The following is a 25,837-nucleotide window of genomic DNA, read 5'->3' on the forward strand; positions in this document are numbered from 1 at the left end:
CCCCGCCGGTCTGCCGCGCGGTCAGATTCATCCCGATGCCGGTCGCGAACTGGTGCGGTGGAACCGAACTCGCCGCCGCCGCGCCGAGTACGGTGAGGATCAGTCCGATGCCGCCACCGCCGAGGACTCCGGCGGGCACCCATGCCTGCCAGAATGCCGGGTCGGTGTTCCACACGTCGGTACTCATGTACAGCGTGGCTGCGGCGAACATGAGGGAGCCCGTAATGCCCAGCAACCGTTGATAATTCGCGGGTGCACGCCCGGCTGCCACAGCCGTGAACATGGAGACGATGGCGCCTACGGTCATCGCCGCCGCCGATTCGAGAATCGAGTAGTGCCACACAGCCGCGAGCCACAACGGTCCCGCCAGCAGCCAGGCAAACATGGTGGCACCGAACAGGAACGACGTCACGTTGGTGAGCGCGTACCGGCGATTTCGCCACAGTTCCACCGCGATGGCCGGGCTCCGATGGCGGCGCGATCGCAGCAGGGCCAGTGCCAGAAGTGTCGCCCCGGCTCCCGCGCACAGCAAGGTGCGCCATGAACTCCATCCCCACTGCTGGCCCTCGGTGACCGCTGCGACCACGGCGCCGATGCCCAGTGCCGTGGAGGCCGCTCCGAACCAGTCGGGCAGCCCCCGCTCACGTGGGCGGGTGCCGGCGCCGGAGACGGTGAGTCCGAGTCCGATGAGCACCGCGACAACCGGGACGTTGATGATGAAAACCGAACGCCACCCGAACCATTCGACGAGAGCGCCGCCGACTGCGGGACCGACGGCTGCGGCAAACCCGCCGGATGCGGTCCATGCCGCGATCGCGACGCCTATTCGCTCCGGCGCGGTGACACTCAGTACCAATCCGAGGCCGGCGGGGACCATGAGCGATGCAGTTGCCCCCTGCAGAAACCGCCCGGCGATGAGCCACCCGGCGTCCGGCGCGATTGCGCACAACAGCGAGGTGAGTGCGAATCCACCCATGGCGTACAGGAGTACGCGGCGCCGGCCAAGGGCATCGGCAAACCGGCCCGCCGGGGTGAGCAAAGCTGCGAATGCGACCGCGTAGCCGCTGACCACCCAGGTCAGCGTGGCTGTGGTGGTCGCGGTGAAGTCACGGGCGATGGCGGGGAAGGCGATGTTGACGACCGACAGGTCGAGGAATGCGACGAAGGCCGCACCGCAGGCGACGACCAGCGATCGTGTGGTTCGGCCGGCGATGGGGCCGGTGGACTGCGAGGTGGTGCCGGGCTCGGATATCTCGGTCATGGGATTCCCTCTCGGAATCAGGGACAGCGGTGCATGAGCCAAAACAGGACGAACGATCGTGCGTATTGTTGATAAAAGTACGACCGATCGTTCGACTTTGCAAGACCCCGATGTCACGATGGTGAGGTGGCCGAGCTCATGAACACGTCCGACCAGCGGCTGGTCAAGGGTGCACGTGCCCGCGCGACGATCGCGCGACACGCCGCCGACGTCGCCTCTGTCGAGGGCCTCACCGGTCTGAGCTTGGGCAGGCTGGCCGCGGACCTGGGCCTGAGCAAGAGCGGCGTCGCCACGTTGTTCGGCACCAAGGAGAACTTGCAGCTTGCCGCGGTCCAATCGGCCCGCGACGTCTTCATCGAGCACGTCGTGAAGCCTGCATTCGCCGAACCGGGCGGAATGCCGCGGCTGAAGGGATTCGTCGACAACTGGTTCGCCTACATCGAGGAGCCGGTTCTGGCGGGTGGCTGTTTCCGCGTCGCCACCACCGTCGAGTTCGACAGTCGCACCGGTCCGGTCCGCGATGCGGTCGACGCCGACCGCCGCGATTGGTTCGCCTTGCTGGAGAAGGAGATTCGCCGCGCCCAGGGGCAAGGCCATCTTGAAACGCGCGACGCCCACACAGTGGCCTTTGCGCTGGACGCCATTGTGGCCGCTGCCAACACGGGGGCCCGCATGGGTGATCAGTCGGCGATTCCGACCGCCCGGGCGATTGTCGACGGCCTCTTGGCTTGAGCGATCCGGTCTCTTCGGGGGTTGGCTTCTTTGCGACTGCGAGCGATGGCACGTCGGCCGGTGGACCAGCGGAAAGGTGGATACTGTTCCTTCTGCGGTAAGCATTGCGGTACCATCGTTCGCGGGATGTTGATGTGTTGCCCGGAGGTGAGGGGTTTCTGTGATAGGTAACCCTAATTTCCGGAATAGTGACCTTGACCTCACTCGATAGGGCATGCTATTCAAGTGCTCAGCACTGCAATGCAAGTGCTCAGCAATTGGCGGGAACGGACACAGCCCAACGTCCGGTTTCAACCGCGAACGTGAATGGCAGTGGCCAGTCATGCACTACGAGGGAGGCGTACCAAGTGAGTGACTTCGATTCGATCGACTTCTTCACCGACCAGTCGATAATTTCTGACCCGAATCCGTACTTCGACCATCTGCGGTCCAAGTGCCCGGTTCTGGTCGAGCCCCACCACGGGGTGGTGGCGGTGACCGGACACGACGAGGCGCTTGCTGTCTTCCGCGACACCGAGAACTTCTCGTCGTGCATCGCGGTCGGTGGGCCGTTTCCCGACCTGCCGTTCACCCCGGAGGGTGACGACATCAGTGATCTCATCGCGCAGCACCGCCCCGAGATGATCATGCACGAGCACATGGTCACGATGGACAATCCGGATCACAAGCTGTCCCGCGGCCTGCTGAACCGCCTGTTCACGCCCCGGCGTGTCAAGGAGAACGAAGAGTTCATGTGGCGGCTGGCCGACACGCAACTCGACGAATTCGTCAAGTCCGGTAGTACCGAGATCTTGAAGGACTATGCAAAACCGTTCGCGCTGTTGGTCATCGCGGATCTACTCGGTGTTCCCGAAGAAGATCACGACGAGTTCCGTGCCCGGCTGGGGTCGCCGCGTCCAGGTGCTGTGGTCGGCGCGCTCGACAAGGATGCACTCGAGCAGAATCCGCTCGAATGGCTCGACACGAAGTTCAGCAAATACATCGAGGATCGAAGGAGAGAGCCCCGCGGTGACGTACTGACCGCGCTGGCAGAGGCCAAGTATCCGGACGGTTCGACACCCGAGGTCATCGATGTGGTGCGGTCGGCGACATTTGTGTTCGCCGCCGGTCAGGAGACCACGGTCAAGTTGCTCAGCGCCGGGCTGCGTTTCCTGGCCGAGGACCCGGAGCTGCAGCAGCGTATCCGGGACGACCGTGAGCTCATCGGCAACTTCATCGAAGAAACCCTGCGATTGGAGGGCCCGGTCAAGTCGACGTTCCGGCTGGCCAAGAAGACCACCACCGTGGGCGACCTGGAGGTCAAGGCCGGAACCACCGTGATGCTCTGCGTCGGTGCGGTCAACCGTGACCCGTCACGATTCGACGACCCCCACGATTTGGACCTCGAACGCCACAACGTGAAGGAGCAGATGGCCTTCGGCCGCGGCATACACTCCTGCCCCGGGGGACCCCTTGCGAAGGTCGAAGGTCAGGTGTCGTTCAACCGGTTCCTCGATCGAATGGGCGATATTCGGATCAACGAGGAGAAGCACGGTCCGGCGGATGCTCGCGTCTTCAATTTCGAACCGACCTACATATTGCGCGGTCTGACCGAGTTGTACCTCGACTTCACCCCGCTCGACTGACGCGGCGATGACCGAACTGAAGAACGACGGCACCGTGAGCCGCGTAGCAGTCATCACCGGTGGCGCCTCTGGCATCGGATTGTCGGTGGCAACGCACCTGGCAGCGGCCGGACATCGAGTGGCGATTTTCGACCAGCACGGCGACGAAGCAGAAAAGGCCGCGCGGGAGCTGCGGACCAGCGGGGCCGAGGCGATGTCGGCGGAGGTCGACGTCACCGACCGGGCCGCGATCGATACCGCCCTCGGGCAGGTGCGGGATGCGTTCGGTCCCGTTCAGATCTTGGTGACCAGTGCCGGAATCGAGGCGCAGCTGCCCTTCACCGACATCACGGCGCAGGGGTGGGAACGGATGCTCGCGGTGAACCTCACCGGGACGTTCAATGCGGCACAGGCGGTCATACCGGATATGACCGCGGGCGGCTGGGGAAGGATCGTCACCATCTCGTCGTCCAGCGCCCAGGGCGGTGCTCCACAACGGGCGCACTACGTTGCTTCGAAAGGCGGCGTCATTGCCCTGACCAAAGCGCTGGCGTACGAGTACTCGCCGGAAGGGATCACCGTCAACACGATTCCGCCGTCGATCATCGACACACCCATGGCTCAGCAGGGAGTCCAGAACGGATACATCCCGGCGATCAGCGATCTTGCCGCGATGACACCGGTGCGGCGGGCGGGCCTGCCGGACGACGTCGGTGCGGCCGCAGCTTTCCTGTGTAGCGAGCAGGCGGGGTTCATCACCGGACAGACCATCGGCGTGAACGGCGGTTGGTACATCTGACGAGGATGTGCGGTCGGGGGAACTCGGTCGATCGTCGCAATTGGTGATCGGCATCAGTCATACGAAAAACTTGTCGCCTCATGATCGCAATCGGTAGAAGGGCTTGAGCCGGTTGCGATCAAGAGGGATCAAGGGGGAAGTAAGAGAAATGCAGCGTGAACGCTCGTCAACTGTTGTGAACCATCGTGTTCACACCACTGTCGCCGAAAGTTGTTGATGGCCATCATCGATCAGCCCTCAGCGACCGGATCCAAGGACACGGTGCACCGCGAACGGGGTACCGAACCAGCGGATCGGGCGCCGAAGCGATCTGCAGTAGGTGAGATCACCGGATGGATGCGCGGCTACGTCCGACGTCATCCCGTCGCCTCGCTCGAGACGGTCGGTGGCCAATGTGTCTTGGGACTGCGGGCAATCCAGTATCTGATCATCGACATCGTGCGATTGCGGTTTCCGTTTGTCGAGTTCATCCGTCAGTCTGCGTTCATGGCGTCGGCGTCCGCGATGCCGACCGTCTTTGTTGCAGTTCCGATCGGGATGACGCTGTCTATCCAATTCGCCTTGCTGGCAGGGCAAGTGGGTGCCACCTCGATGGCGGGTGCGGCCAGTGGCCTCGCGGTGATCCGTCAGGGGGCACCGATGGTTGCCGCGTTGTTGATGGCCTCGGCGGCAGGATCGGCGATCTGCGCAGATCTGGGGTCGCGAAAGATCCGCGATGAGATCGATGCGATGGAGGTGATGGGGCTCTCAGTGATCCAACGCCTGGTGGTGCCGCGGCTGGCGGCTGCGATCCTGGTGGGCGTCAGCCTCACCGGAATCGTCTGCTTCGTCGGCTTCTTCTCGGGCTACCTGTTCAACACGTTCGTGCAGAACGGGACCCCGGGTACGTTCGTTTCCACCTTTGCTTCCTTTGCCACGGTTGGCGACTTCTACCTGACGATGATCAAAGCGGTGGTCTTCGGCGCGATTGTCGCCATCGTGGCCTGCCACAAGGGTTTGAACACCCGGGGCGGCCCGGCCGGTGTCGCGAACGCGGTCAACGCGACCGTTGTCGCCTCGATCATCCTGCTCATGGTGGTGAACGTCGGCTTCACGCAGCTGTACGTTCTGCTTTTCCCGCGGACGGGGTTCTAAATGGCCTCGAAGTACTATCCGTCCGGGGCCCGCCCTTTCGTCAAGGCCGCAAATGCCCAGGGTGTCCTGGTCATGCGACTGGGCCACATGGTTGCCTTCCTCGTACGTGCGATGGTGTCGATTCCGTTGACGCTGCGTCACTACCGCAAGGAGTTCCTTCGGATTCTGTCTGATGTCACCTGGGGCAACGGCTCGATTGTTGTCGGCGGCGGCACCGCAGGGGTGATCATCGTGCTCGGTGCGGCGGCCGGTGCGCTGGTGGCGATCGAGGGCTATCAGGCGTTGCACCTGCTCGGCCTGGAACCGGCGACCGGAATGGTCGCATCGACCGCGGTCACCCGGGAACTGGCCCCGATCATGGCCTCGTTGGCGTTTGCCGCACAGGCCGGTTGCCGATTCACCGCACAACTCGGTGCAATGCGGATCTCAGAGGAGATCGACGCGATGGAGGCACTCGCCATCCGGCCGATCCCGTACCTGGTTACCACCCGGTTGCTGGCGTCGATCGTCGCCATCGTCCCGCTATACCTCGCCTGCCTGACGCTGAATTACGTGACTGTGCAACTGATCGTTGGCTTTTCGAGTGGAATGCCGGCCGGAACCTACGAGCACTACTTCCGGTTGGTGCTCGGCGGGACCGACGTCCTGTACTCGTTGATCAAGGCGATCATCTTCGTGATCGTCACCTCGACCATCCAGTGCTACTACGGGTTCTACGCTGCCGGCGGGCCCCAGGGTGTGGGCACGGCCGCCGGCCGGGCGATGCGGGCGAGTATCTCGGCGATGATCGTTCTGAACCTGCTGCTGACGATGGCCCTGTGGGGCGTCGGCACCGGCGCAAGGCTGGGTGGCTAGCGATGGCAGTCGAGTTCGACGCAGATCCGCGGGGCCACTCCAACATTCGGTTGTATCTGATCGGCATCGGCAGTCTGGTTGTGGTCGTGCTGCTCCTGGTGGCGTTGATGGCGAAGGTGAACGGCAAGTTCGACGACGTCATGAAGGCGACTGCCGTACTCGCCGATGTCGGAGACGGCTTGCCCAACAACTCTGACGTGAAGTATCGAGGGGTACTCGTCGGGTCGGTCACCGGGCTCGAACCGGGTCAAGCAGGAGGAATGAACCATGTCGATCTTGCGCTCGATCCCGGGTACGCCCGCGACATCCCCTCGACGGTGACCGCACGAGTGGTGCCCAGCAACGTCTTTGCCGTTTCTTCGATCCAACTGATCGACAACGGTGCGGCACCGCCGCTGACCGAGGGGGCAACCATCAACCAGGACGAGAGTGCCTCGACGATCCAATTGCAGACTGCGATGACCAAGCTCCGCGAGATCATCGCCGCGTCGGCCCGGGTCGGATCCGACGACACGGTGGGGCTTCTCGCCGTCGTGGCAGAGGCGACCGATCGTCACGGAGGCGAGATCGCCGATGCCGGAGCCGCACTCGACCGGATCACCAAGGAGATGGACGCGATCGTCGGCCCCGGTGATGGTCCGTCGACACTGAACTCACTCAGCGGCGCGGTGCGCGGGTTGAACGAGTCGGCACCCGAACTACTCGACGTGATGCACAGTGCGGTGGTTCCGATGAAGACGCTCGCCGAGAAGAACCAGGGATTGAATGCGTTGTTGGCAGGGGCGTCAACCACATTGGCCACTGCGAATACGGCATTGGTGAACAACACCGACACGATCATCGGGATCACCACCAAGCTGTCGCCGGTACTCGGTGTGCTGGCTGACGGTTCGCCGTCGTTCACCCAGATCACCAGCAGTCTCGCGTACATCTCCGACAAGTGGTTCGAGGAGTTCTGGCCCGTCGGTGCTCAGAACGGCACCGGAAAGTTCCTGTTCCAGTTCACCCCACGCCGGATGTTCACCCGTGCCGACTGCCCGCGGTACGGCGCGTTGGAAGGACCGAGTTGCCAGACCGCGCCGGCCGGTGACGGGATCTCGGTGATCCCGTCCCGCAACGGAACCGGCGGAGGCGCACAGAACTTCATGTCGGCGCCGATGGGCGGCAACGTCGGCTCGGTCGGCAGTGCTCAGGAGCAGGATGTGCTCGGCAATATAATCGGTGAAGAGCCGACCGCTGCATCGACCCTCTTGCTCGGTCCGCTCGCGCGCGGGACCGAGGTCAGCGTCGATCCGGGCGACGGGGGGCCGCAGTCATGAGCTATCGCAAACCCCTCATCGGGTTGATCATCTTCCTCGTCATCTCGATTGCGTTGACCTGGACGGTGTTCAACACCCTGCAGCGAAGCGTCGACGGTCCTTCGACGGCGTATTCAGCAGTATTCAGCGATGTTTCGGGCCTCGGTGTCGGAGACGACGTCCGGATGGCTGGTGTCCGGGTGGGCCGGGTCGATTCGATCGAGCTCGACGGACTGGTCGCGAAGGTCGGATTCCGGGTCGAATCAGATCAGAAGATCTACGGGAACACGAAGGCCTCCATCACGTACGAGAACATCATCGGCCAGCGCTACCTGGGGCTCTCACTCGGTGAGTTCGGTGATCCGTCGGTCATGGGCGGTGGCGAGATCCCACTGGAACGAACCGAGCCGTCGTTCAACATCTCGGTGTTGCTCAACGGATTCGAGCCACTGTTCAGCGTGCTGGATCCGAATCAGATCGACAACATCACCACCTCGATCATCCGGGCGTTGCAGGGTGACAACGGTTCGATCACCGCACTCGTCGCACAGACGTCTGATCTGGCGGAATCTTTTGCCGGCCCCGATCAGATCCTCGGCGACATCATCGGGAACCTCGACGGCATCGTCCGCACCTTCGCCGAGCAACGCGGCTCGGTCGACACGGTGATCACACAGTCGCAGGCGATGTTCACCCAGTTGTCGGATCGTCGCGAAGAACTCGTGACGTCGCTCGATTCGATCTCATCGGTGGTGGGCCGGGTCGCAACCCTCGCCAATGAGGCTGCGCCGGACATCAACCAGTTCCTCAACAGGCAGCCGGGTTTCGCCCAGCACTATATGGACAACCTCGACGCGTTCGCCTATCTCGGTTTCAACGTGCCGATTCTGCTGAAGGGGTTGGCCCGGGTCACCCAGGCCGGTGCATACATCGACACCTACCTGTGCACCCTGAACGTCACGTACATACCAGCGCTGAGCAATGTCATCCCGTCGATCGTCGATGCCGCCACTCCAGGTGGCAAGGCGAAGTACAGCCCGGCGTGCCAGTGAGGACATCATGCTGAAATCAATGGCTTCGAAGGCGGGACGGATCATCCGCCGGCCGGTGGAAAAGCACAACAAGGCCGTTCTGGGCGCGATCACCGTGGGCATCATCTTGGTCATGCTCATCGCTCTGCTACAGATCGCAAACGCGGGGATCGGCAAGACCGAATACGACGCCGACTTCGCGCAGGCCGCGGGCGTCAGTTCAGGTGATTCGATCACCGTGGCCGGGGTGCAGGTGGGAACTGTCAAGGCCACGCGTCTGGCGGGCGACCATGTGGTGCTCACCCTGGAGGTCGATGATGACGTGAAGCTCGGAGCCGACACCACCGCGTCGATCCAATTGACCACACTGCTCGGATCGCGGTATGTCGAACTCAAACCTGCCGGAGCGGGAAGCCTTCCGGACGGCCGGCTCAACTTGGCCCACACGCAGGTTCCCTACGATCTGCAACAGCTGATCGACAGTGCGACAACAACATTCGAGCAGGTCGACTTCGCGGATATCGGCGAGACGATGAGTACGCTGTCCGACCAACTCGAGGGTACGCCGGAGCTGATGCCGCAGGTGCTCACCAATGTGGAGAGCCTCTCGTCGATCATGGCAGACCGACGGTCGCAGGTCGGGTCGCTGCTCACCAGCACCAGGCAGCTCACCGATGTGATCCGCAAGCAGCAGGGCAATCTCGGGTCCCTGGTGGCCCAGGGACGAGAAGTGCTGCAGGAGATCAATACCCGCCGTTCGACGATCAACCAGTTATTCAGCGCGACAACGGAATTGGTGGACCAACTGAAGACGATCGTGGTCGATGACCGCCCGGCGATCGACGAGCTCATCGTGAACCTGACCGGAATGCTGCAGACTCTGTCGAGCAACGACGACCTGTTGCGCAATGCGCTGCAGATCCTGCCCGTGCCCATCCGGAACTTCGCCAACGTCTCCGGAACCGCGAACGAAGCCGACTTCACGTCGATCGCCGGTCCGTTCGTGGACTCCTGGATGTGCGCGGTCAGCGGTCGCGCCAATCAGTTGAATCTTCCTGAATATCTCAAGGACTGTAAATGAGGACCGGCAAGGGAATCGCCAAGGTCGCGATCATCGTGGTGCTGATCGCGGCGGTGTGCTTCGGTAGTGTCCGCGCGGCCACCGCGGCGGAGGGATCTATCAGGGTGACAGCGAATTTCGACAACTCCGTCGGTCTGTACGAGGGCAACTCGGTGTCGGTACTCGGCATGCCGGTGGGCAAGGTCGAGACGATCGCCGCGAAGGGAACCCACGTCGAGGTGGTGATGAAAATCGAGGGCGATGTCACGATCCCCGCGGACGTGAACGCGGTCACCGTCTCGACATCCATCCTCACCGATCGGCATGTTGAACTGTCACCGGCGTACACCGGCGGTCCGACGCTGAAGAACAATGATCAGATCGGAATGGACCGCACCAGGACCCCGGTCGAGTTCGACCGCTTGCTGGCGATGGCCGACGATCTAGCGGTCGAACTCCAGGGCGACGGCCAGGGAGCGGGTCCGGTGGGACAGCTCCTCGATGTCGGCGCGGCGATCACCGACGGCAACGGTGAGGATCTCCGGTCAGCTCTGACCCAGCTCGCCAATGCACTCCGGATGGGCGATGACGGTGGCGCCGAGACCAAGAACGCGATCACCGGGATCGTCGACAACCTGTCGGTACTGACCGAGGCGGCGGCCACCAACGACGGTCAGATCCGTGAGTTCGGCTCTGCGATCAGTCAGCTCAGTGCGATCCTTGCCGATCAGGATCTCGGTTCAGGTGACACCGGGTCGCAGATCAATCAGATCCTGGTGCAGGCGGAAGACCTGCTCCGTGACAATCAGGGCAATCTGAAAACGACTGTCACTGATGCCAATACGCTGATGACATCGCTGTCGGACTACCAACTGGAAGTTGGTGAGTTCCTTGACGTCACCCCCATGTTGCTGGACAACGTGTACAACATCATCGATCACGACAACAAGGTCGCCAGGGTGCACGCGCAGATCGAGAAGGTGTTCTTCGACGGCCAACTCTTGAAAGAAGTGTGCAACGTGCTGGGACTGCGCCAATTGGGTTGTGCGACCGGCACGTTGTCCGATTTCGGGCCAGATTTCGGGGTTTCGGCCATGCTCGAGGGCCTCGCAGGGGTGGCAGAATGACACGCCGCATCCGGATCGCGTTGGGCGGGCTCGTCCTTGCGGTGGCCATGGTGGGCACCGGTTGTTCGGTGGATCTCGAATCAGTGCCCCTGCCGGCGCGAAGTGTTGGCGGCGACACCTACACGGTGTATGCCACGTTCGAGAATGCGCTCAATCTCCCCAATCAGGCGAAGGTGAAACTCGCCGGCGCCGACATCGGCGAGGTCGAGCGCATGCGCGTTCAGGACTACACAGCCGTCGTCACCTTGAAGATCAGCGACAAAGCGACGCTGCCGGTCGGTACTCGTGCCGAATTGCGTTCGGCGACACCGCTCGGCGACATCTTCGTGGCCGTTCAGCCACCGGAGGACGCGCCCGCCGAGGGTCCGGTGCTGCAGAACGGTGATTCGATCGAGATCGAGCAGACCTCGGCGGCGGCGACCATCGAGGAGGTGTTGACCACCTCTTCACTACTCGTCAACGGTGGGGTGATCCGCAACCTGACAAAAGTGATCAATGGACTGGGAACGGCAGTGGGCGACAAAGGCGATCAACTCGGCGCCCTGATCGAGCAGTCGACCAGCCTGATCGGCAAGCTCTCGCAGCGGTCCACCGAGATCAGCAACACCCTCGACCAGACCAATCGGCTGGTGCTGACGTTGTCGGCGGGGCAGAGCACCATCACCGATGCGATCGCGGCGGCGGGACCGGCGTTGTCCGTCCTCAACGCGAATACGGGGCAGATCCTCGGGCTTGTCAAACAACTCGCCGACGTCACCACCCAGCTCGCCAAGTTCCCGTCGATCGCCGGTACGAATGATCGGGGAATGATTGCCGACCTCAACACCCTTGCCTCCGAACTCAATGCCGCGGCCACCAATCCCGAAGCAAGCCTCGACAAGGTGAACGCCCTGCTGGCACCGGTCATCAAGATCACCAACGGGACCGCGGCGCACCCGTTCGCCGATCTGGAAGACCTGTCGATCGGCGCGATCGCCGATCCGGGGCACACCGCTGACCCGGGTAGCAGGATCCCCACGCTGGAGACGGACGGCGCCAACGCGATCGGCACCCTGACCCATACGCTCGAACGGCTCAGAAGCCATCTGACGACGGGACCGGCCCGATGACCCAACAACTGGAATATGCCAGGGGACCGCTCGAGACGCCGGCCAAGCTGGTGGTCACCGGTGTGCGTAAAGGTGTAGACCACCGCCTCGGGATATCTGTCGTAGCGTTACTCGTTGTACTCGTCCTCGGCGTCACCTATCTGGTGTTCGGCGTGTTCCAGGCCGATCCGACCACCTCGAAGATCACGGTGCGCGTGAACCTTTCGCTGTCGGGTGGGTTGTTGCCCAATCAGGACGTGACGGTACGTGGCGTGCCCGTGGGCAAGGTCGATGCCGTGGAACTGTCCGACGATGGTGTGGTGGCCGTCGCGAAGATCGACGGTGGTGTCAAGATCCCCTCGGGTGGTGAGGTCCGGGTGGCCGGACTGTCGCCGGCGGGCGAGCAATACCTCGATTTCCGGCCCGCCACCGACGCGGGCCCGTATCTGACCGACGGTTCGGTGGTGGAGTCGGATCAGACCACAACCCCGGTGGCGATGGCAGACCTGCTGGGCGACCTGGACGGCATGCTCGCCCAGATCAGTCCGGAGAAGGTCGAGACGATCATCACCGAACTCGGCGTGGGGCCGGAAGGACCCGAGAAGCTCGAATCCATCATCACCGGGGGAACGTTCCTCATCTCGACACTCGATTCGGTTCTGCCGCAGACGGTCAGCCTGATCAACAACAGCCGGGTGGTGCTGGGCACATTGCGGGAAATGAGTCCCGGCCTACAGCGAACCTCGGAGAATCTGGCGGGGACCATGGACGGCATCGCGTCGATGGATGCCGGGTTCCGGACCTTCGTCGATCAGACCCCGGCAACACTTCAGGCAGTGGATTCCATCATCGCCGACAACTCGCCGACCATGGTTCAACTACTCGGAAACCTGACAACGGTCGCTCAGCTGACATACCTGCGGGTGCCTGCACTCACGGAGTTCTTCTTCCCGCAGGACCGCACCGGCTCTGCGCTCGACGCGATCTCGTCTGTCATGCGCGACGGCGGTATCTGGGCTGCGGTGAACATCTATCCGCGGAGCAGTTGTCAATATGACACCCCTCGCCGCCCACACTGGCAGGTCGATTTCCCGGAGCCGTATCTCTATGCCACGTATTGCACCGAAGACGATCCGGCGCAACTGATTCGTGGCGCCGCCAACGCCCCGCGCCCTGAAGGGGTGTCGGCGGGTCCTCCGCCAGGCGTCGATCCGTTGGCCACCGCGTCACCGACACCGATCGGACCGGAGTCGATTCCGTTGCCGTACGCCGGGCCGGTGTTGCCATCAGCGCCGTGACGACCGCAGACGACGACCACGACACAGCCAGTGGTCAACACGACATCAGCCGACAATCCCGAGGAGAAGAACGATGAGCAAGCTCAGCGGAACGATCACCTCCACTCCGGAAGAGAAGTGGGGCCTATTGGACGACACGGTGGACGCCGAGGCCATCGAACCCGACACGTCGGCAGTTGTTGCCACGTCTGTTGCCACGTCGAGTGATGCGCCCGAAGAGCCGACGGCCGCGAAGGCCTCGGCTGCGGCGGTCGCCCTCGAAAAGAGCAGTGCCGAGAAGAATCAGATGGTTGAAGAAGACCTTGCAGACGATCCGGTGGGACCAGAGGACAGCGGAGTCGACGGTGGCGCAGAGGACGGTGGCGCAAAGAGCGGTGGCGCAAAGGGTGGTCGCACAGATGACACGTCGGAGCCCAAGCCGGCCAAGGGCCGCTGGCGGAAGGGGCGGTCCGACGGGACTCCGGCGAACAAGGCCGAAGCGACAAGTGATTCGGGCGATGGGCGCCGTTCGTGGCGTGCGGTATTCACGATTCGGCGTGTTGCTGTGGGTGCGCTGGTTGTCGTCGCCATCGCCGCAATTGTTGTCGCCACGATCTTGGGTCTGAAGTTGAACGAGCAGAACAACATCGACACGGCCGCCGATGAAGCCCGGGCTGCCGCCGAGCAGTATGCGGTGACCTTGACCAGTGTCAGCTCGGATAATCTGGACCAGAACTTCGCGGCCGTGCTCGATGGCGCCACGGGAGAGTTCAAGGACATGTACTCGCAGTCGAGTGGGCAGCTGCGAGATCTTCTCGTCGAGAACCAGGCCAACGCGCAGGGCACGGTCATTGATTCAGGTATCAAATCGGCCACCACCTCCAAGGTCGAGGTGATGCTGTTCGTCGACCAGAGCGTCACCAACACCGCCACGCCGGACGCGCGCATCGACCGCAGTCGCGTCCTGATGACGATGGAGAAGATCGACGGACGCTGGCTAGCCTCCAAGGTCGACCTGCCCTGAGCTGACCAGCACCCGGAAACGCTCCGGTTATACGAAGACGCTCCACGTGTATGTGGAGCGTCTTCGTATAACCGGAGCGTTTGGGGGAGGAGCCTAGCTCCAGAGCGTCACATGAACTTTCGGCCGAAACCGGGTGACCCCCACGCCGGAGCCGCGGATCATCGCCTGCGTGCATCGGGGTGTCGTGATGAACCTCAACAGCTCCGTGACCGCGGGTTGGCGGGCCGGGGGAGGCAGCGTGAAAGCGCACCATTGGCGAGGCACCTGGAGTCCGGGCGCTTTGATCTGGACCAGGCGTCCCGCGGCGAGATCGGCGGCGACCGCAAACCCGATGGTCACGGTTACCCCGCCGGATCGGTGGACTTCTTCGAGCGCGGCGGCATCGCTCTGAAATATGCGTTGAGCGGACTCCTCGATCCTCATCTCCCGCAGCATCTTTGCCTCCGCACCGGTGGAACTTCCGGCGCTGGGCCCGAGCAGCCACGGCTGTTCGCGCAGCAGGGCGGGGGTGGGCTCCGCCGATGCGAGGGGGTTGTTCGACGCAGCGACAACGATGAGTTGGTAGTTGAGGAACGGTCGCACCGCGATGGTGGCGCCCGGTGAGGCGGCCTGCGGCCCCAGTGCGATGTCCACGGTCCGGGATTCGATGAGATTCTTGAACTCGGCGGTCGGATGGACGCTCAGCTCCACCGAGAGATCGTTGGCGCGGGCGGCGAACAGTTCGATGAGGCCCGGTGCCGAATGTTCGGCAAATGAACTCGATGCCGCGATGTTGAGCAGACGTCGACCGCGCGCGGCCTCGCCGACCTCGATCACGGTCTGTTGCTGCAGGCCGAGTATCTCGGTGGCCCGGGTCGCCAGCCGGAGCCCGCCGGGTGTGAATGCCAACCCGGCTGCGGTGGGCGAGAACAGTGGGTCGTCGAGTTCCTTGCGGAGTTGCGCGACGTGAGTGGACACCCCGGCGTCGGACATACCCAATTCCTGGGCCGCGCCGTGCACAGAACCATGCCGCACCACGGCGGAATAGGCTCGAAGCTGCGCGGGTGTCACATTCTGAGCCTACGTTGGAAGCCAGGCCCGATACGTCGATTCGCGAAGGGCCAAACTGCTTGGAGGAGTTTGAGAATGCAGGACGTGCTTGCCGATCTGATGCGTATCTGGCGGTCCGGTGAGACAGCCGGTGTCGGCACGGTCGTGCGGACGTTCCGGTCCGCGCCGAGGCCCGCGGGCGCGCTCATGGTGGTCGCGCCCGACGGTACGGTCAGCGGTTCGGTGTCGGGTGGATGCGTGGAGGGCGCGGTCTACGACCTGGCCGGCGAGGCCGCCCGCAGCGGCCGGCCGGCGTTGGAGCGCTATGGGGTCTCGGACGACGACGCGTTCGCGGTGGGACTGACATGCGGCGGCATCCTGGATGTTTTTGTCGAAGCGATCTCGCAGGAGACATTTCCTGAACTCGGCCAGATCGCCGACGACATCGCCGATCATCAACCCGTCGCGATCGCGACGGTGATCGAACACCCGGATGCCGAATGGGTGGGACGAAGGCTGGTGGTCCGGCCGGCCACGGTCGCCGGGCACCTCGGTTCGTCCCGCATGGACAGTGCTGTGGTCGATGATGCGCGAGGCCTGCTCGCAGCCGGGCGCAGTGAGGTCTTGCACTACGGTCCGGACGGACAACGCCGCGGCGACGGGATGACGGTGTTCGTTTCCAGTCACGCCCCGCGTCCCCGGATGTTGGTGTTCGGGGCGATCGATTTCGCCGCTGCCGTCGCGCAACAGGGATCGTTTCTCGGATACCGCGTGACCGTTTGCGACGCTCGTCCGGTCTTCGCCACGTCTGCCCGGTTTCCCACGGCTGACGAGGTCGTCGTCGACTGGCCACATCGCTACCTCGCTGCGCAGGTGGAGGCCGGTGCACTCGACGGTCGCACGATCATCTGCGTCCTGACGCACGACCCGAAGTTCGACGTCCCGCTGCTCGAGGTCGCACTCACGATGCCCGCAGTGGGATATGTCGGTGCGATGGGGTCGCGGCGCACGCACGACGACCGGGTCGAGCGGCTCCGCGCCGTGGGATTGACCGATGCCCAGATCTCCCGCCTGGCCAGCCCGATCGGGCTGGATCTGGGTGCTCGCACACCGGAGGAAACCGCGGTGTCGATCGCGGCCGAGATCATCGCCCGCCGGTGGGGTGGCGGCGGGCGGCCGCTGACCGACACCGACGGTCGGATCCACCACGAACAGGAGTCCTCTGCCGTCCAGAGTCCGGTGCTACCGGCAGCGAATTAAGTGATCCCTTAATTCGGTCTTGACCCTGGCGCCGGCCGGGGTCATTGTGATCACCTCCACGAGTGTGAGGTAGGTCACATGCAGGTTCCGGGACCCTTTGAGTACGAACGCGCCACGGGCGTCGCGCACGCCATCGGACTGCTCGACCGGCTCGGGGAGGAGGCGCGAGTGGTCGCCGGCGGGCACAGCCTGCTCCCGATGATGAAACTGCGCCTGGCCAACCCCGAGTACCTGATCGACATCAACAACCTCTCCGCCGAGCTCGGGTACGTCATCTGCGACCCCACGCTGGTCCGCATCGGGGCGATGGTCCGGCATCGCCAGGCACTCGAATCGGACGAGCTGGCGGCGGTCTGCCCGATCTTCCGGGACGCCGAACGGGTGATCGCCGACCCGGTGGTGCGGAACCGGGGCACGGTCGGCGGATCGCTCTGCCAGGCCGACCCGGCCGAAGACCTGACCACGGTGTGCAAGGTGCTCGGGGCGACATGTCAGGTGCGGGGACCGGGCGGTGACCGCGAGATCTCGATGGACGACTTCTTGGTGGGACCGTATGAGACCGCGATGGCGCCCAATGAGCTGCTGATCGAGGTGCGGATTCCGGTCCGGTTGGGAACCTCGAGTGCCTACGCGAAAGTGGAACGGCGAACCGGTGATTGGGCAGTGGCCGCTGCGGGTGCGTGCGTCACCATCGAAGGCGGGGTGATCGCGGCGGCCCGGGTCGGGCTGACTGCGGTGAACCCCGACGCAACCGGTCTCGGGGAGGTTGCTGCCGGGCTCGTCGGCAACTCACCGAGTGACGAGCTGTACGCCCAGGCCGGGCGCCTCGCATCGGCGGCATGTTCGCCGATGACCGACAGCCGTGGAACCGCGGCATACAAGCGGCATCTCGCCTCCGAGCTCACCGTGCGCACACTCCGCAAGGCCGTCGAACGAGTGATGGCCGAGACCACCCCGGAAGGGAACTGATCATGCAGGTGAATCTGACCGTCAACGGTGAGGCAGTCGAGGCCGACGTCGAGCCCCGTATGCTGCTGGTCCACTTCCTCCGGGATCAGCTGCGGCTGACCGGAACCCACTGGGGATGCGACACCAGCAACTGCGGCACCTGCGTGGTGGAGGTCGATGGCGAACCGGTGAAGTCGTGCACGATGCTGGCCGTCATGGCCGACGGGCGCTCGGTACGCACGGTCGAAGGCCTCGAAGTCGACGGCACGCTCGACCCCGTGCAAGAAGGTTTCATGCAGTGCCACGGCCTGCAGTGCGGGTTCTGCACACCCGGGATGATGATCACCGCCCGAGCGCTGCTCGACCGGAACCCGGACCCGGACGAGGACACCATCAGGGAAGCCATCTCGGGCCAGATCTGCCGATGCACCGGCTACACCACCATCGTGCGATCGATCCGCTGGGCAGCTGAGCACGGGGCCGACGCGGCAACCGAACCGAGCAGTCCGGCCACACCCACCTCGCCCGTCGGGAGTTCGTCATGACCACGGTCCATCCACGCCCAGAGGACACGGTCGACAACGACCACAAGCCCTGCGGGCACGGCAAGATGCTGCGCAAGGAAGATCCCAGGTTCATCCGGGGCCGCGGCACATTCGTCGACGACGTCACGCTGCCCGGAATGCTGCATCTGGCGATTCTGCGGTCGCCGGTGGCGCACGGACGCATCGTCGGCATCGACGCGACTGCCGCACTGGCCCATCCGAAGGTCAAGGCAGTGGTCACCGGTGCCGATCTGGCCGAGAAGGGCCTGGCCTGGATGCCCACCCTGTCCAACGACGTGCAGGCCGTTCTGGCCACCGACAAGGTCAGGTTCCAGGGACAGGAGGTGGCGTTTGTTGTTGCCGAGGATCGCTATTCGGCGCGCGACGCCCTGGAACTGATCGACGTCGACTACGACATCCTCGAGCCTGTTGTCGATGCGCGCCGGGCGCTTGCGGACGACGCCCCCGTCATCCGGACCGATCTGGAAGGCAAGACCGACAACCACTGCTTCGACTGGGAGACCGGCGATGCCGCCGCGACGGAGGCGGTGTTCGCACGCGCCGATGTGGTGGTGAAACAGGAGATGGTCTATCCGCGAGTGCATCCCGCACCGATGGAGACGTGCGGGGCTGTGGCCGATCTGGATCCGGTGTCGGGCAAGTTGACACTGTGGTCGACGAGCCAGGCACCGCACGCGCACCGCACGCTCTATGCGCTGGTGGCCGGGCTCCCCGAACACAAGATCCGGGTCATCGCACCCGACATCGGAGGCGGATTCGGCAACAAGGTGCCGATCTACCCCGGCTACGTGTGCGCGATCGTGGCGTCGCTGGTGTTGGGCAAGCCGGTGAAGTGGATGGAGGACCGCAGCGAAAACCTCACCAGCACAGGCTTTGCCCGCGACTACATCATGGTGGGGGAGATCGCCGCGACCAAGGAGGGGAAGATCCTCGCGATTCGGTCGAACGTGCTGGCCGACCACGGCGCCTTCAACGGCACGGCGGCGCCGGTGAAGTACCCGGCCGGATTCTTCGGCGTGTTCACCGGTAGTTACGACATCGAGGCGGCCTACGCAAAGATGACGGCGGTGTACACCAACAAGGCGCCCGGGGGTGTTGCCTACGCCTGTTCGTTCCGGATCACCGAGGCCGTGTACTTCGTGGAACGCCTTGTCGATTGCCTCGCGCAGGAACTGCACGCTGATCCGGCGCAGCTGCGTTTGCAGAATCTTCTTCGCCCCGAACAGTTTCCGTACAAGAGCAAAACCGGATGGCTGTACGACTCCGGTGACTACGAGAAGACGATGCGCTTGGCGATGGAGATGATCGGCTACGACGAGCTGCGGAAGGAGCAGAAGGACAAGCGGGCACGCGGAGAGCTGATGGGCATCGGGATGGCGTTCTTCACCGAGGCGGTCGGAGCCGGTCCGCGCAAGGACATGGACATTCTGGGTCTGGGAATGGCCGACGGATGTGAGCTGCGGGTCCACCCCACGGGCAAAGCCGTTGTGCGACTGTCGGTCCAGAGTCAAGGGCAAGGGCACGAGACCACCTTCGCCCAGATCGTCGCCGAAGAGCTGGGTATCCCACCGGACGACATCGATGTGGTGCACGGCGACACCGACCAGACGCCGTTCGGTCTGGGAACCTACGGCAGCCGGTCCACGCCGGTGTCGGGTGCGGCCGCGGCCCTGGTGGCCCGAAAAGTGCGCGACAAGGCGAAGATCATCGCATCCGGAATGCTCGAGGCCTCGGTGGCCGACCTGGAGTGGGAGAAGGGATCATTCCACGTCAAGGGTGACCCGTCCGCCTCGGTGACGATCTCCCAGATCGCGATGCGGGCACATGGCGCAGGTGACCTGCCGGAGGGCATCGAAGGCGGTCTCGATGCCCAGATCTGTTACAATCCAGAAAATCTCACCTACCCCTACGGTGCCTACTTCTGCGTTGTCGACATCGATCCCGGTACCGCGCAGGTGAAGGTGCGCCGGTTCCTGGCCGTGGATGATTGCGGCACGCGGATCAATCCGATGATCATCGAAGGTCAGGTCCACGGCGGTATCGCCGACGGTATCGGCATGGCGCTCATGGAGATCATCGAATTCGACGAGAGCGGGAACTGTCTCGGTGGGTCGCTGATGGACTACCTGATCCCGACGTCCCTGGAGGTGCCACATCTGGAGACCGGGTTCACGGTGACACCGTCACCCCATCATCCGATCGGTGCGAAGGGGATAGGCGAGTCGGCCACAGTCGGATCGCCGCCGGCAGTTGTCAACGCGGTCATCGATGCGCTGGCGCCGTACGGGGTTCGCCATGCGGACATGCCCCTGACGCCGTCCCGGGTGTGGGAGGCCATGCAGGGCCGGGCCACCCCGCCCATCTGAACGGAGAAGATCATGGCCGCAACGATCAGGGTGGATGAACGCGTCAAACAATTGATGTCCCGGCGTACTCCGTTTGTGCACGCAACAGTGGTGCGGGCTCAGCAGCCGACCTCGGCCCATGCCGGGGACGAGGCAATTCTGTTGTCCGACGGCACCATCGAAGGTTTTGTCGGGGGACAATGTGCGCAGAACTCGGTGCGCCGGGCCGCACTCGGCGCGCTGCAGGGCGGTGAGAGCGTCCTGTTGCGGGTGCTACCCGACGGTGACCTGCATTTCCCGGAGGCCGCCGGTGCATCGGTGGTGGTGAACCCCTGCCTGTCCGGCGGTGCCCTCGAGATCTTCCTCGAACCGCAGATTCCGAGTCCTCTGGTCCGAATCTGTGGGTCCGCACCGATAGCCCAGGCCCTGTCCCAGATGTGCGAACTCGTCGGTTTCGAAGTCGATCAGGGTGACACCGACCACGAACTGACCGACACCACCGCGGTGGTGATCGCGAGCCACGGTGGCGCGGAAGCCGAGATGATCCGCTCGGCCCTGGACGCCGGCGTGGACTACATCGGGCTGGTGGCCAGCCGGGTTCGGGGCGAGTCGGTGCTCGTGGGCGTCGCACCGACCACGGCCGAGCGACTCCGGATTCATACGCCGGTCGGCCTCGACATCGGTGCGAAGACCTCCTCGGAGATCGCGGTATCGATCGTCGCCGAACTCATCGCCGCCATCCGTGGGGGAGGTGTCGTCGCGGTGTCCCGCACCGCCGTCGCCACCCGTGAGGCGGTGGATCCGGTCTGCGGGATGACGGTGACCATCGGACCGGACACCGTGCACGCCAGGCAGGACGACGTCGATCACTGGTTCTGTTGCACGGGTTGTCGTGATGCGTATCTTTCGGAGATCGGAACCCCATGACGGCCGGTCATCGATCGGCGGTGGTACTCGCCGCCGGTGACTCGCGCCGCCTCGGTGTACCGAAACAGCTTCTGCCGTATCGGGAGACAACACTTCTCGGGGCAACGCTCGATATGGTCCGCAGCTGTGGGTTCGACCAGATCGTCGTGGCACTCGGCAAAAACGCCGAAGCGGTGCGCGACCGGGTCGATCTCGCCGGCGTCGACGCGGTTGAAGTCGAGGCCAGTTCTTCCGGCTGTGGATCTTCGCTGCGAACAGCTGTCGCAGCGGTGAACCCGCTCGCCGACGGTTTGGTTCTCTTTCTCGGTGATCAGCCCGGGATCGCGCCGACCACGGTCGGGCGCCTGATGTCTGCGGCGGAAGACGGACCGGGCGCAGCAGCGCAGATTGTGGTGACCCGATACCGAGGTCGGGCCGGACATCCGTTCTGGTTGGACCGCACTGTGTTTCCCGCGGTTACGCGGCTGGGTGACAAGGGTCTGTGGAAACTCATCGCCTCCGGGCGTTATCGCACCGCGACGGTCGAGGTCGACACCGCGGTCCCTCGGGATGTCGATACCTGGGATGACTACATCGATCTGCTGTCGGCAGCGCCGACATGATCGAGGCATTCACCGATGTCGCCGATGTGGTCCGCCGGTTCGACGAACACGACCATTTGCTGGACGTCGGCAGCGCCACGGCGTTCTACCTGGCCACCACGCTGGGCCGGCCATTGCTGCTCGAAGGTGAACCTGGCGTTGGGAAGACAACCGCAGCAAAGACTCTGGCCGCAGTGCTCGGGGCGCCGCTGGTTCGGTTGCAATGCTACGAAGGCCTGACCGCCAGCGAGGCCCTGTACGACTGGAACTACCAACGTCAGTTGCTGAGCATCAGGCTTGCCGAATCGCGCGGGACCGACATCTCCGAAGCCGACCTGTTCACCGACGACTTCTTGATCGACCGTCCGATCCTGCACTGTGTCCGGTATCGCGGCGAGATACCGCCGGTCCTGCTGATCGACGAAATAGACCGCGCCGACGACGAATTCGAGGCCCTGCTGCTGGAGTTCCTGGGAGAGGCGTCTGTCACGGTTCCAGAACTGGGCACGTTTGTCGCCAAGACACCGCCCATCGTGGTGTTGACCTCGAACCGAAGCCGTGACCTCCACGACGCGCTCCGCCGCCGATGCCTCTACCACTGGATCGATTTTCCGGAGCCGGCGCGTGCGGTGTCGATCGTCCGCCGCACGGTCCCGGGAGCCACCGCAGCACTGATCGACCAGGCGACACGATTCGTGTCCCAGGCCCGCGAACTCGACCTCGACAAGCCACCCGGGATCTCGGAGACGATCGACTGGCTGGCGGCACTCGTGGCCCTCGGTGTCGCCGACCTGGTCGCCGACGAGGCGTCGGCGGGACTCAGCGCGCTGGCCAAGACCCCCGACGACCGGGTTGTGGTCCGAGACGCGTTCGCGGACTTCGCCGGTGGCCGCAGCACCGCGTGAGAAGGGGATGCCAAACGTGACTGCTGCGACGGGGGGAGCGACCCCGATGCTGCGAGGCGTGGATCTCGCTGCGTTTGCCGTCGCGTTGGACGCCCGGATGCGTCGTGGCGGCGTCGGGGTCTCGGCCAGCGGACCGACCAAGTTCGTTGAAGCCCTGCGCCACCTGGCGCCCCGCACGAGACCCGAACTCTACTGGGCTGCTCGTCTGACCCTCGTCGACCGGGCCGACGACCTGATGCTGTTCGATGCCGTCTTCGATGCGGTGTTCGCCGATTCGGTCCTGGGCCTCGATCCGCCGGCCAGAGCGGCATCGGTTCCAGATGCGGGGCAATCGATTCCGGATCCAGGTGGGGCTCGGCCGGGCCCGTCTGACAGCGAGTCCGGTGGTCTGCCGTGGGCCACGCGACGTACTGCCGTGGGTGGGGTCGAACCGATCTCCGACGCGGTGCGACTGCCCGATCTGCTGCCGAGCCGCCTGGTGTCGCGGGCCGACGAGCCGTTCGAGTCCTTCGACAGCGACGACCTACGGACCGTCGGCGCCTGGCTGGAACACGCGGTGGCGCACTGGCCCCGGCGGACATCCCGGCGCCACGAATATGGCCGACGCGGCGCGGCCGTCGACTTCCGCGCGACGATGAACCGTTCCCGCCGAACCGGATTCGACGCCGCGGTCCTGATGCGCCGTCGGCCGCGCCGCCGCCGGCGGCGGGTGGTCCTCATCTGCGATGTCAGCGGATCCATGCAGCCGTACACAACGACCTACCTGCATTTGATGCGGGCCGCGGTCGACCGGCGTTCGATGATCCGGCCCGAGGTGTTCGCCTTTTCGACGTCAGTGACGAAGCTGACGGCGATCCTTGCGGGGCGGTCGCCGGAAGCCGCGGTTGCGAAGGCGAATGACAAGGTCGCAGACCGGTTCGGTGGGACTCGCGTCGGCCATAGCCTCGCCGAACTCGTGGGCTCGCCGGCGGGGCATTCGCTGAGGGGGTCGCTGGTCGTGATCGCCTCAGACGGGTGGGACAGCGACGACCCGGACGTTGTCACGCGCGCCATGGCGAGGATCGCCCGCCGCGCCTGGCGGGTGGTCTGGATCAATCCCCGTGCGGGCGAGCAGGATTACGAACCGAAGGCAGGTTCGATGGCCGCCGCGCTGCCGTATTGCGACGACTTCGTCCCGGGCCGCACGCTCGCGGATGTGCGTGACCTGTTGCTGCTGCTCGAACAGCTCGGCGATCCGCGAGCTAGCGGAAGGTCTTCGTGAGGAACTCGACGACGTTGCCGGTGTCGAGGCGCTTGCTGCTGTAACCCAGATATCCGTCCGGACGGATAACGAAGATCGAATGATCTTCGGCACCATATGTTTTGGCGAAGCTTCCGGAGTCGTCGTGGATGATGGGCAGGGTTGTCGCACCGATGGCGGGGGTGGCCGCGGCAACAAGGTAGACATCGAGCTCCCCATGTGCGGCCGTCTGTAGGACGGACACCGCGGATTCGAGGTCGACCAGTTCGGCCGAATCGACCGCCTCACTCAGGTAGATGATCGCGGTGTGCCGCAGGCGATCGAGCAGCGAGAACAACCGGAACGGGTCGGTCACGATGTCGCGGGACAGCCCGGTCGCATCCGGCGCCCGCACCCCGGGCTTGAGCAGCGCGCCCTCGGTGGCAGACCCGACGATCGGGCTGTCGGAATAGTCGATGAGCAGCTGGGCTTCTCGGAGCATCAGCTGCTCCGGGCTGCTGGAGCCGGTCTCGATGCCCTCCCGTGCGCTGCGAACGGTGCGTCCCACCACTTCTTCGCCGATCGGCCGACGTTCGGCGTCGTAGCTGGCGGTCAAACCTGCCGCTGCCTTGCCGTCGACCGCCAGAGCCAACTTCCAGGCAAGGTTGTGCGCATCCTGAACACCGGTATTCATGCCTTGCGCGCCGGTCGGAGGGTGAATGTGTGCGGCGTCGCCGGCCACGAACACCCGGCCGCGGCCGTAGGAGTCGACGATCCGGTGACTGATCCGGAAGACCGACGACCAACGCAGGTTTCGGGCGGTGGCCGGTTCCGGCGAGAGCCGGTCGATGACGGCCTGGATATGGGAGAGTTCGGGTTTCCGGTCGCCCTCGAATCCGTGCGCGATGGCGCCCGGTGCGGATGGTTTCGCCGAGGCCAGTTCTTCGGGCACGAGCATCGACATCCGGTAGCGGCCACGGCCGGGCAATGGAATGCAGACGAGCAGGTCGTCGGTGGTGCCCTCGGTCTGGTGCATCACCCGGACCCCGTACCCAGGCGGTTGTGCCCAGTCGACCTCGACGTCGCCGAGCATGTACTGCTCATCGAAGGCGGCGCCCTCGAACGTCAGTCCGAGAGTCTTACGGGTGATGCTGTGGGCGCCGTCGCAACCCACGAGGTACTGCGCGGTGACGATCTCCTCGCCGTCGGGACCGGCGAGTACCGCGGTGACCTCATCGTCGTCCTGGTCGAATCGGGACAGAGAGACTCCGCGCTCGATCGGGAGATCCAGGGTCGCGAGTCGTTCGCGGAGGATCCGTTCGGTGTCGTACTGAGGGATCGACGCGAACCTGAAGGGCACATCGGTGGGTAGGGAGAGGTCGATGCGGGACACCTCGGTGCCGTTCACATATACAACCTGGCCCCGCATCTCGGTCGATGCGTCGAGGACCTGACGCAGCACCCCCATCCCCTCGAAGATCTCGAGTGTGCGGGGCTGGACGCCGACGGCCTTGGCGTATTGCGGTGGCTCGAGGAGTGGATCGACGATGCGGCACCGGACCCCTCGACGTCTGAGTTCGATGGCTGCTGTCAGCCCGATCGGCCCGGCTCCGGCTATCAAAACGTCAGTGTCGACCACGCCTGCCCCACTCTCCTAGTGCCGTCTCTGCCCGAATTGTGCCAGTACAGAACCCCGCACTGCAGTGCATTCGGTCACATTCGCTTCTCGTCGCCGCAGGTGGGGCGCCTTCGCAAAACCAATTCGGT

Annotated in this window: 22 protein-coding genes and 1 pseudogene; 20 read left to right on the top strand and 3 right to left on the bottom strand. The window is 64.3% G+C overall.

Annotated elements, in window-relative coordinates:
- On the bottom strand, nucleotides 1–1,261 hold a 1,261-nt coding region (locus tag VIQ49_RS08095), incomplete at its 3' end, for an MFS transporter (RefSeq protein WP_331882972.1).
- Between the two features lie 138 nt (nucleotides 1,262–1,399).
- Between VIQ49_RS08095 and VIQ49_RS08100 the strand changes: the two genes are divergently transcribed.
- The 12 genes and pseudogenes from VIQ49_RS08100 to VIQ49_RS28920 all read left to right on the top strand — a co-directional run.
- Entirely contained in the window at nucleotides 1,400–1,993 is a 594-nt protein-coding gene (locus tag VIQ49_RS08100; RefSeq protein ID WP_331882975.1) for a TetR/AcrR family transcriptional regulator, read from the top strand.
- A gap of 347 nt (nucleotides 1,994–2,340) precedes the next feature.
- The gene (locus tag VIQ49_RS08105; protein WP_331882977.1) at nucleotides 2,341–3,618 is read left to right on the top strand and encodes a cytochrome P450; all 1,278 of its coding nucleotides are present in this window, start codon (nucleotides 2,341–2,343) and stop codon (nucleotides 3,616–3,618) included.
- A gap of 7 nt (nucleotides 3,619–3,625) precedes the next feature.
- Nucleotides 3,626–4,396, top strand: coding sequence for an SDR family NAD(P)-dependent oxidoreductase (locus VIQ49_RS08110; RefSeq protein WP_331882980.1), 771 nt, complete (start codon nucleotides 3,626–3,628; stop codon nucleotides 4,394–4,396).
- A 216-nt stretch (nucleotides 4,397–4,612) separates the two neighbouring features.
- On the top strand, nucleotides 4,613–5,530 hold the full coding sequence (locus VIQ49_RS08115) for an MlaE family ABC transporter permease (RefSeq protein WP_414731600.1): 918 nt from the start codon (nucleotides 4,613–4,615) through the stop codon (nucleotides 5,528–5,530).
- A complete protein-coding gene (locus VIQ49_RS08120; protein WP_331882983.1) occupies nucleotides 5,531–6,385 on the top strand; it encodes an ABC transporter permease in 855 nt (284 codons plus the stop codon). It begins immediately after the preceding gene.
- Between the two features lie 2 nt (nucleotides 6,386–6,387).
- Nucleotides 6,388–7,704 (top strand): MlaD family protein, encoded by a 1,317-nt coding sequence (locus VIQ49_RS08125; protein WP_331882985.1) that lies wholly within the window; start codon nucleotides 6,388–6,390, stop codon nucleotides 7,702–7,704.
- Nucleotides 7,701–8,735: an MlaD family protein gene (locus VIQ49_RS08130; RefSeq protein WP_331882987.1), complete on the top strand. Its 1,035-nt coding sequence runs from the start codon at nucleotides 7,701–7,703 to the stop codon at nucleotides 8,733–8,735. The genes VIQ49_RS08125 and VIQ49_RS08130 overlap by 4 nt, the downstream gene beginning before the upstream one ends.
- A 19-nt stretch (nucleotides 8,736–8,754) precedes the next feature.
- Nucleotides 8,755–9,795 carry an MlaD family protein gene (locus tag VIQ49_RS08135; RefSeq protein WP_331882989.1) on the top strand — a complete coding sequence of 347 codons (1,041 nt, stop codon included), beginning with the start codon at nucleotides 8,755–8,757 and terminating at the stop codon, nucleotides 9,793–9,795.
- Nucleotides 9,792–10,901, top strand: coding sequence for an MCE family protein (locus VIQ49_RS08140; RefSeq protein WP_331882991.1), 1,110 nt, complete (start codon nucleotides 9,792–9,794; stop codon nucleotides 10,899–10,901). Before VIQ49_RS08135 ends, VIQ49_RS08140 begins: the two co-directional genes overlap by 4 nt.
- Nucleotides 10,898–12,010, top strand: coding sequence for an MCE family protein (locus VIQ49_RS08145; protein WP_331882994.1), 1,113 nt, complete (start codon nucleotides 10,898–10,900; stop codon nucleotides 12,008–12,010). The genes VIQ49_RS08140 and VIQ49_RS08145 overlap by 4 nt, the downstream gene beginning before the upstream one ends.
- Nucleotides 12,007–13,287 carry an MCE family protein gene (locus VIQ49_RS08150; RefSeq protein WP_331882996.1) on the top strand — a complete coding sequence of 427 codons (1,281 nt, stop codon included), beginning with the start codon at nucleotides 12,007–12,009 and terminating at the stop codon, nucleotides 13,285–13,287. Before VIQ49_RS08145 ends, VIQ49_RS08150 begins: the two co-directional genes overlap by 4 nt.
- Nucleotides 13,288–13,933: 646 nt before the next feature.
- Nucleotides 13,934–14,290 (top strand): annotated as a pseudogene (locus VIQ49_RS28920) (hypothetical protein); the annotation flags it as partial.
- 93 nt (nucleotides 14,291–14,383) lie between these two features.
- Here the strand turns inward: VIQ49_RS28920 and VIQ49_RS08160 are convergent.
- The gene (locus tag VIQ49_RS08160) at nucleotides 14,384–15,340 is read right to left on the bottom strand and encodes a LysR family transcriptional regulator (protein WP_331883001.1); all 957 of its coding nucleotides are present in this window, start codon (nucleotides 15,338–15,340) and stop codon (nucleotides 14,384–14,386) included.
- A 75-nt stretch (nucleotides 15,341–15,415) separates the two neighbouring features.
- Between VIQ49_RS08160 and VIQ49_RS08165 the strand changes: the two genes are divergently transcribed.
- The 8 genes from VIQ49_RS08165 (at nucleotide 15,416) to VIQ49_RS08200 (ending at nucleotide 24,112) form a co-directional block, all read left to right on the top strand.
- Nucleotides 15,416–16,579: an XdhC/CoxI family protein gene (locus VIQ49_RS08165; protein ID WP_331883004.1), complete on the top strand. Its 1,164-nt coding sequence runs from the start codon at nucleotides 15,416–15,418 to the stop codon at nucleotides 16,577–16,579.
- 78 nt (nucleotides 16,580–16,657) lie between these two features.
- A complete protein-coding gene (locus VIQ49_RS08170) occupies nucleotides 16,658–17,548 on the top strand; it encodes a xanthine dehydrogenase family protein subunit M (RefSeq protein WP_331883006.1) in 891 nt (296 codons plus the stop codon).
- Between the two features lie 2 nt (nucleotides 17,549–17,550).
- Entirely contained in the window at nucleotides 17,551–18,072 is a 522-nt protein-coding gene (locus VIQ49_RS08175) for a (2Fe-2S)-binding protein (RefSeq protein ID WP_331883008.1), read from the top strand.
- Nucleotides 18,069–20,459, top strand: a complete 2,391-nt coding sequence (locus VIQ49_RS08180) for an aerobic carbon-monoxide dehydrogenase large subunit (protein ID WP_331883011.1) — start codon at nucleotides 18,069–18,071, stop codon at nucleotides 20,457–20,459. The genes VIQ49_RS08175 and VIQ49_RS08180 overlap by 4 nt, the downstream gene beginning before the upstream one ends.
- Nucleotides 20,460–20,483: 24 nt before the next feature.
- Nucleotides 20,484–21,365, top strand: coding sequence for an XdhC family protein (locus tag VIQ49_RS08185; protein ID WP_331883090.1), 882 nt, complete (start codon nucleotides 20,484–20,486; stop codon nucleotides 21,363–21,365).
- Complete coding sequence (locus VIQ49_RS08190; protein ID WP_331883013.1) at nucleotides 21,362–21,967, top strand: nucleotidyltransferase family protein; 606 nt, start codon at nucleotides 21,362–21,364, stop codon at nucleotides 21,965–21,967. The genes VIQ49_RS08185 and VIQ49_RS08190 overlap by 4 nt, the downstream gene beginning before the upstream one ends.
- A complete protein-coding gene (locus tag VIQ49_RS08195) occupies nucleotides 21,964–22,851 on the top strand; it encodes a MoxR family ATPase (RefSeq protein WP_331883015.1) in 888 nt (295 codons plus the stop codon). Before VIQ49_RS08190 ends, VIQ49_RS08195 begins: the two co-directional genes overlap by 4 nt.
- Before the next feature lie 46 nt (nucleotides 22,852–22,897).
- A complete protein-coding gene (locus VIQ49_RS08200; protein WP_331883092.1) occupies nucleotides 22,898–24,112 on the top strand; it encodes a vWA domain-containing protein in 1,215 nt (404 codons plus the stop codon).
- Here VIQ49_RS08200 and VIQ49_RS08205 read toward each other — a convergent pair.
- Entirely contained in the window at nucleotides 24,093–25,709 is a 1,617-nt protein-coding gene (locus VIQ49_RS08205) for an FAD-dependent monooxygenase (protein ID WP_331883018.1), read from the bottom strand. The two genes, VIQ49_RS08200 and VIQ49_RS08205, sit on opposite strands and share 20 nt — an antisense overlap.
- Between the last annotated feature and the right edge of the window lie 128 nt (nucleotides 25,710–25,837).

Origin of the sequence: Williamsia sp. (genome assembly GCF_036566845.1) — a bacterium.
GTDB lineage: Bacteria > Actinomycetota > Actinomycetes > Mycobacteriales > Mycobacteriaceae > Williamsia.

Excerpts from the sequence above, each read along its gene's own strand:
- VIQ49_RS08100 (WP_331882975.1), top strand. The coding sequence starts at position 1,400 with ATGAACACGTCCGACCAGCGGCTGGTCAAGGGTGCACGTGCCCGCGCG.
- VIQ49_RS08110 (WP_331882980.1), top strand. The coding sequence starts at position 3,626 with ATGACCGAACTGAAGAACGACGGCACCGTGAGCCGCGTAGCAGTCATC.
- VIQ49_RS08115 (WP_414731600.1), top strand. The coding sequence starts at position 4,613 with ATGGCCATCATCGATCAGCCCTCAGCGACCGGATCCAAGGACACGGTG.
- VIQ49_RS08120 (WP_331882983.1), top strand. The coding sequence starts at position 5,531 with ATGGCCTCGAAGTACTATCCGTCCGGGGCCCGCCCTTTCGTCAAGGCC.
- VIQ49_RS08125 (WP_331882985.1), top strand. The coding sequence starts at position 6,388 with ATGGCAGTCGAGTTCGACGCAGATCCGCGGGGCCACTCCAACATTCGG.
- VIQ49_RS08130 (WP_331882987.1), top strand. The coding sequence starts at position 7,701 with ATGAGCTATCGCAAACCCCTCATCGGGTTGATCATCTTCCTCGTCATC.
- VIQ49_RS08135 (WP_331882989.1), top strand. The coding sequence starts at position 8,755 with ATGGCTTCGAAGGCGGGACGGATCATCCGCCGGCCGGTGGAAAAGCAC.
- VIQ49_RS08140 (WP_331882991.1), top strand. The coding sequence starts at position 9,792 with ATGAGGACCGGCAAGGGAATCGCCAAGGTCGCGATCATCGTGGTGCTG.
- VIQ49_RS08145 (WP_331882994.1), top strand. The coding sequence starts at position 10,898 with ATGACACGCCGCATCCGGATCGCGTTGGGCGGGCTCGTCCTTGCGGTG.
- VIQ49_RS08150 (WP_331882996.1), top strand. The coding sequence starts at position 12,007 with ATGACCCAACAACTGGAATATGCCAGGGGACCGCTCGAGACGCCGGCC.
- VIQ49_RS08165 (WP_331883004.1), top strand. The coding sequence starts at position 15,416 with ATGCAGGACGTGCTTGCCGATCTGATGCGTATCTGGCGGTCCGGTGAG.
- VIQ49_RS08170 (WP_331883006.1), top strand. The coding sequence starts at position 16,658 with ATGCAGGTTCCGGGACCCTTTGAGTACGAACGCGCCACGGGCGTCGCG.
- VIQ49_RS08175 (WP_331883008.1), top strand. The coding sequence starts at position 17,551 with ATGCAGGTGAATCTGACCGTCAACGGTGAGGCAGTCGAGGCCGACGTC.
- VIQ49_RS08180 (WP_331883011.1), top strand. The coding sequence starts at position 18,069 with ATGACCACGGTCCATCCACGCCCAGAGGACACGGTCGACAACGACCAC.
- VIQ49_RS08190 (WP_331883013.1), top strand. The coding sequence starts at position 21,362 with ATGACGGCCGGTCATCGATCGGCGGTGGTACTCGCCGCCGGTGACTCG.
- VIQ49_RS08195 (WP_331883015.1), top strand. The coding sequence starts at position 21,964 with ATGATCGAGGCATTCACCGATGTCGCCGATGTGGTCCGCCGGTTCGAC.
- VIQ49_RS08200 (WP_331883092.1), top strand. The coding sequence starts at position 22,898 with ATGCTGCGAGGCGTGGATCTCGCTGCGTTTGCCGTCGCGTTGGACGCC.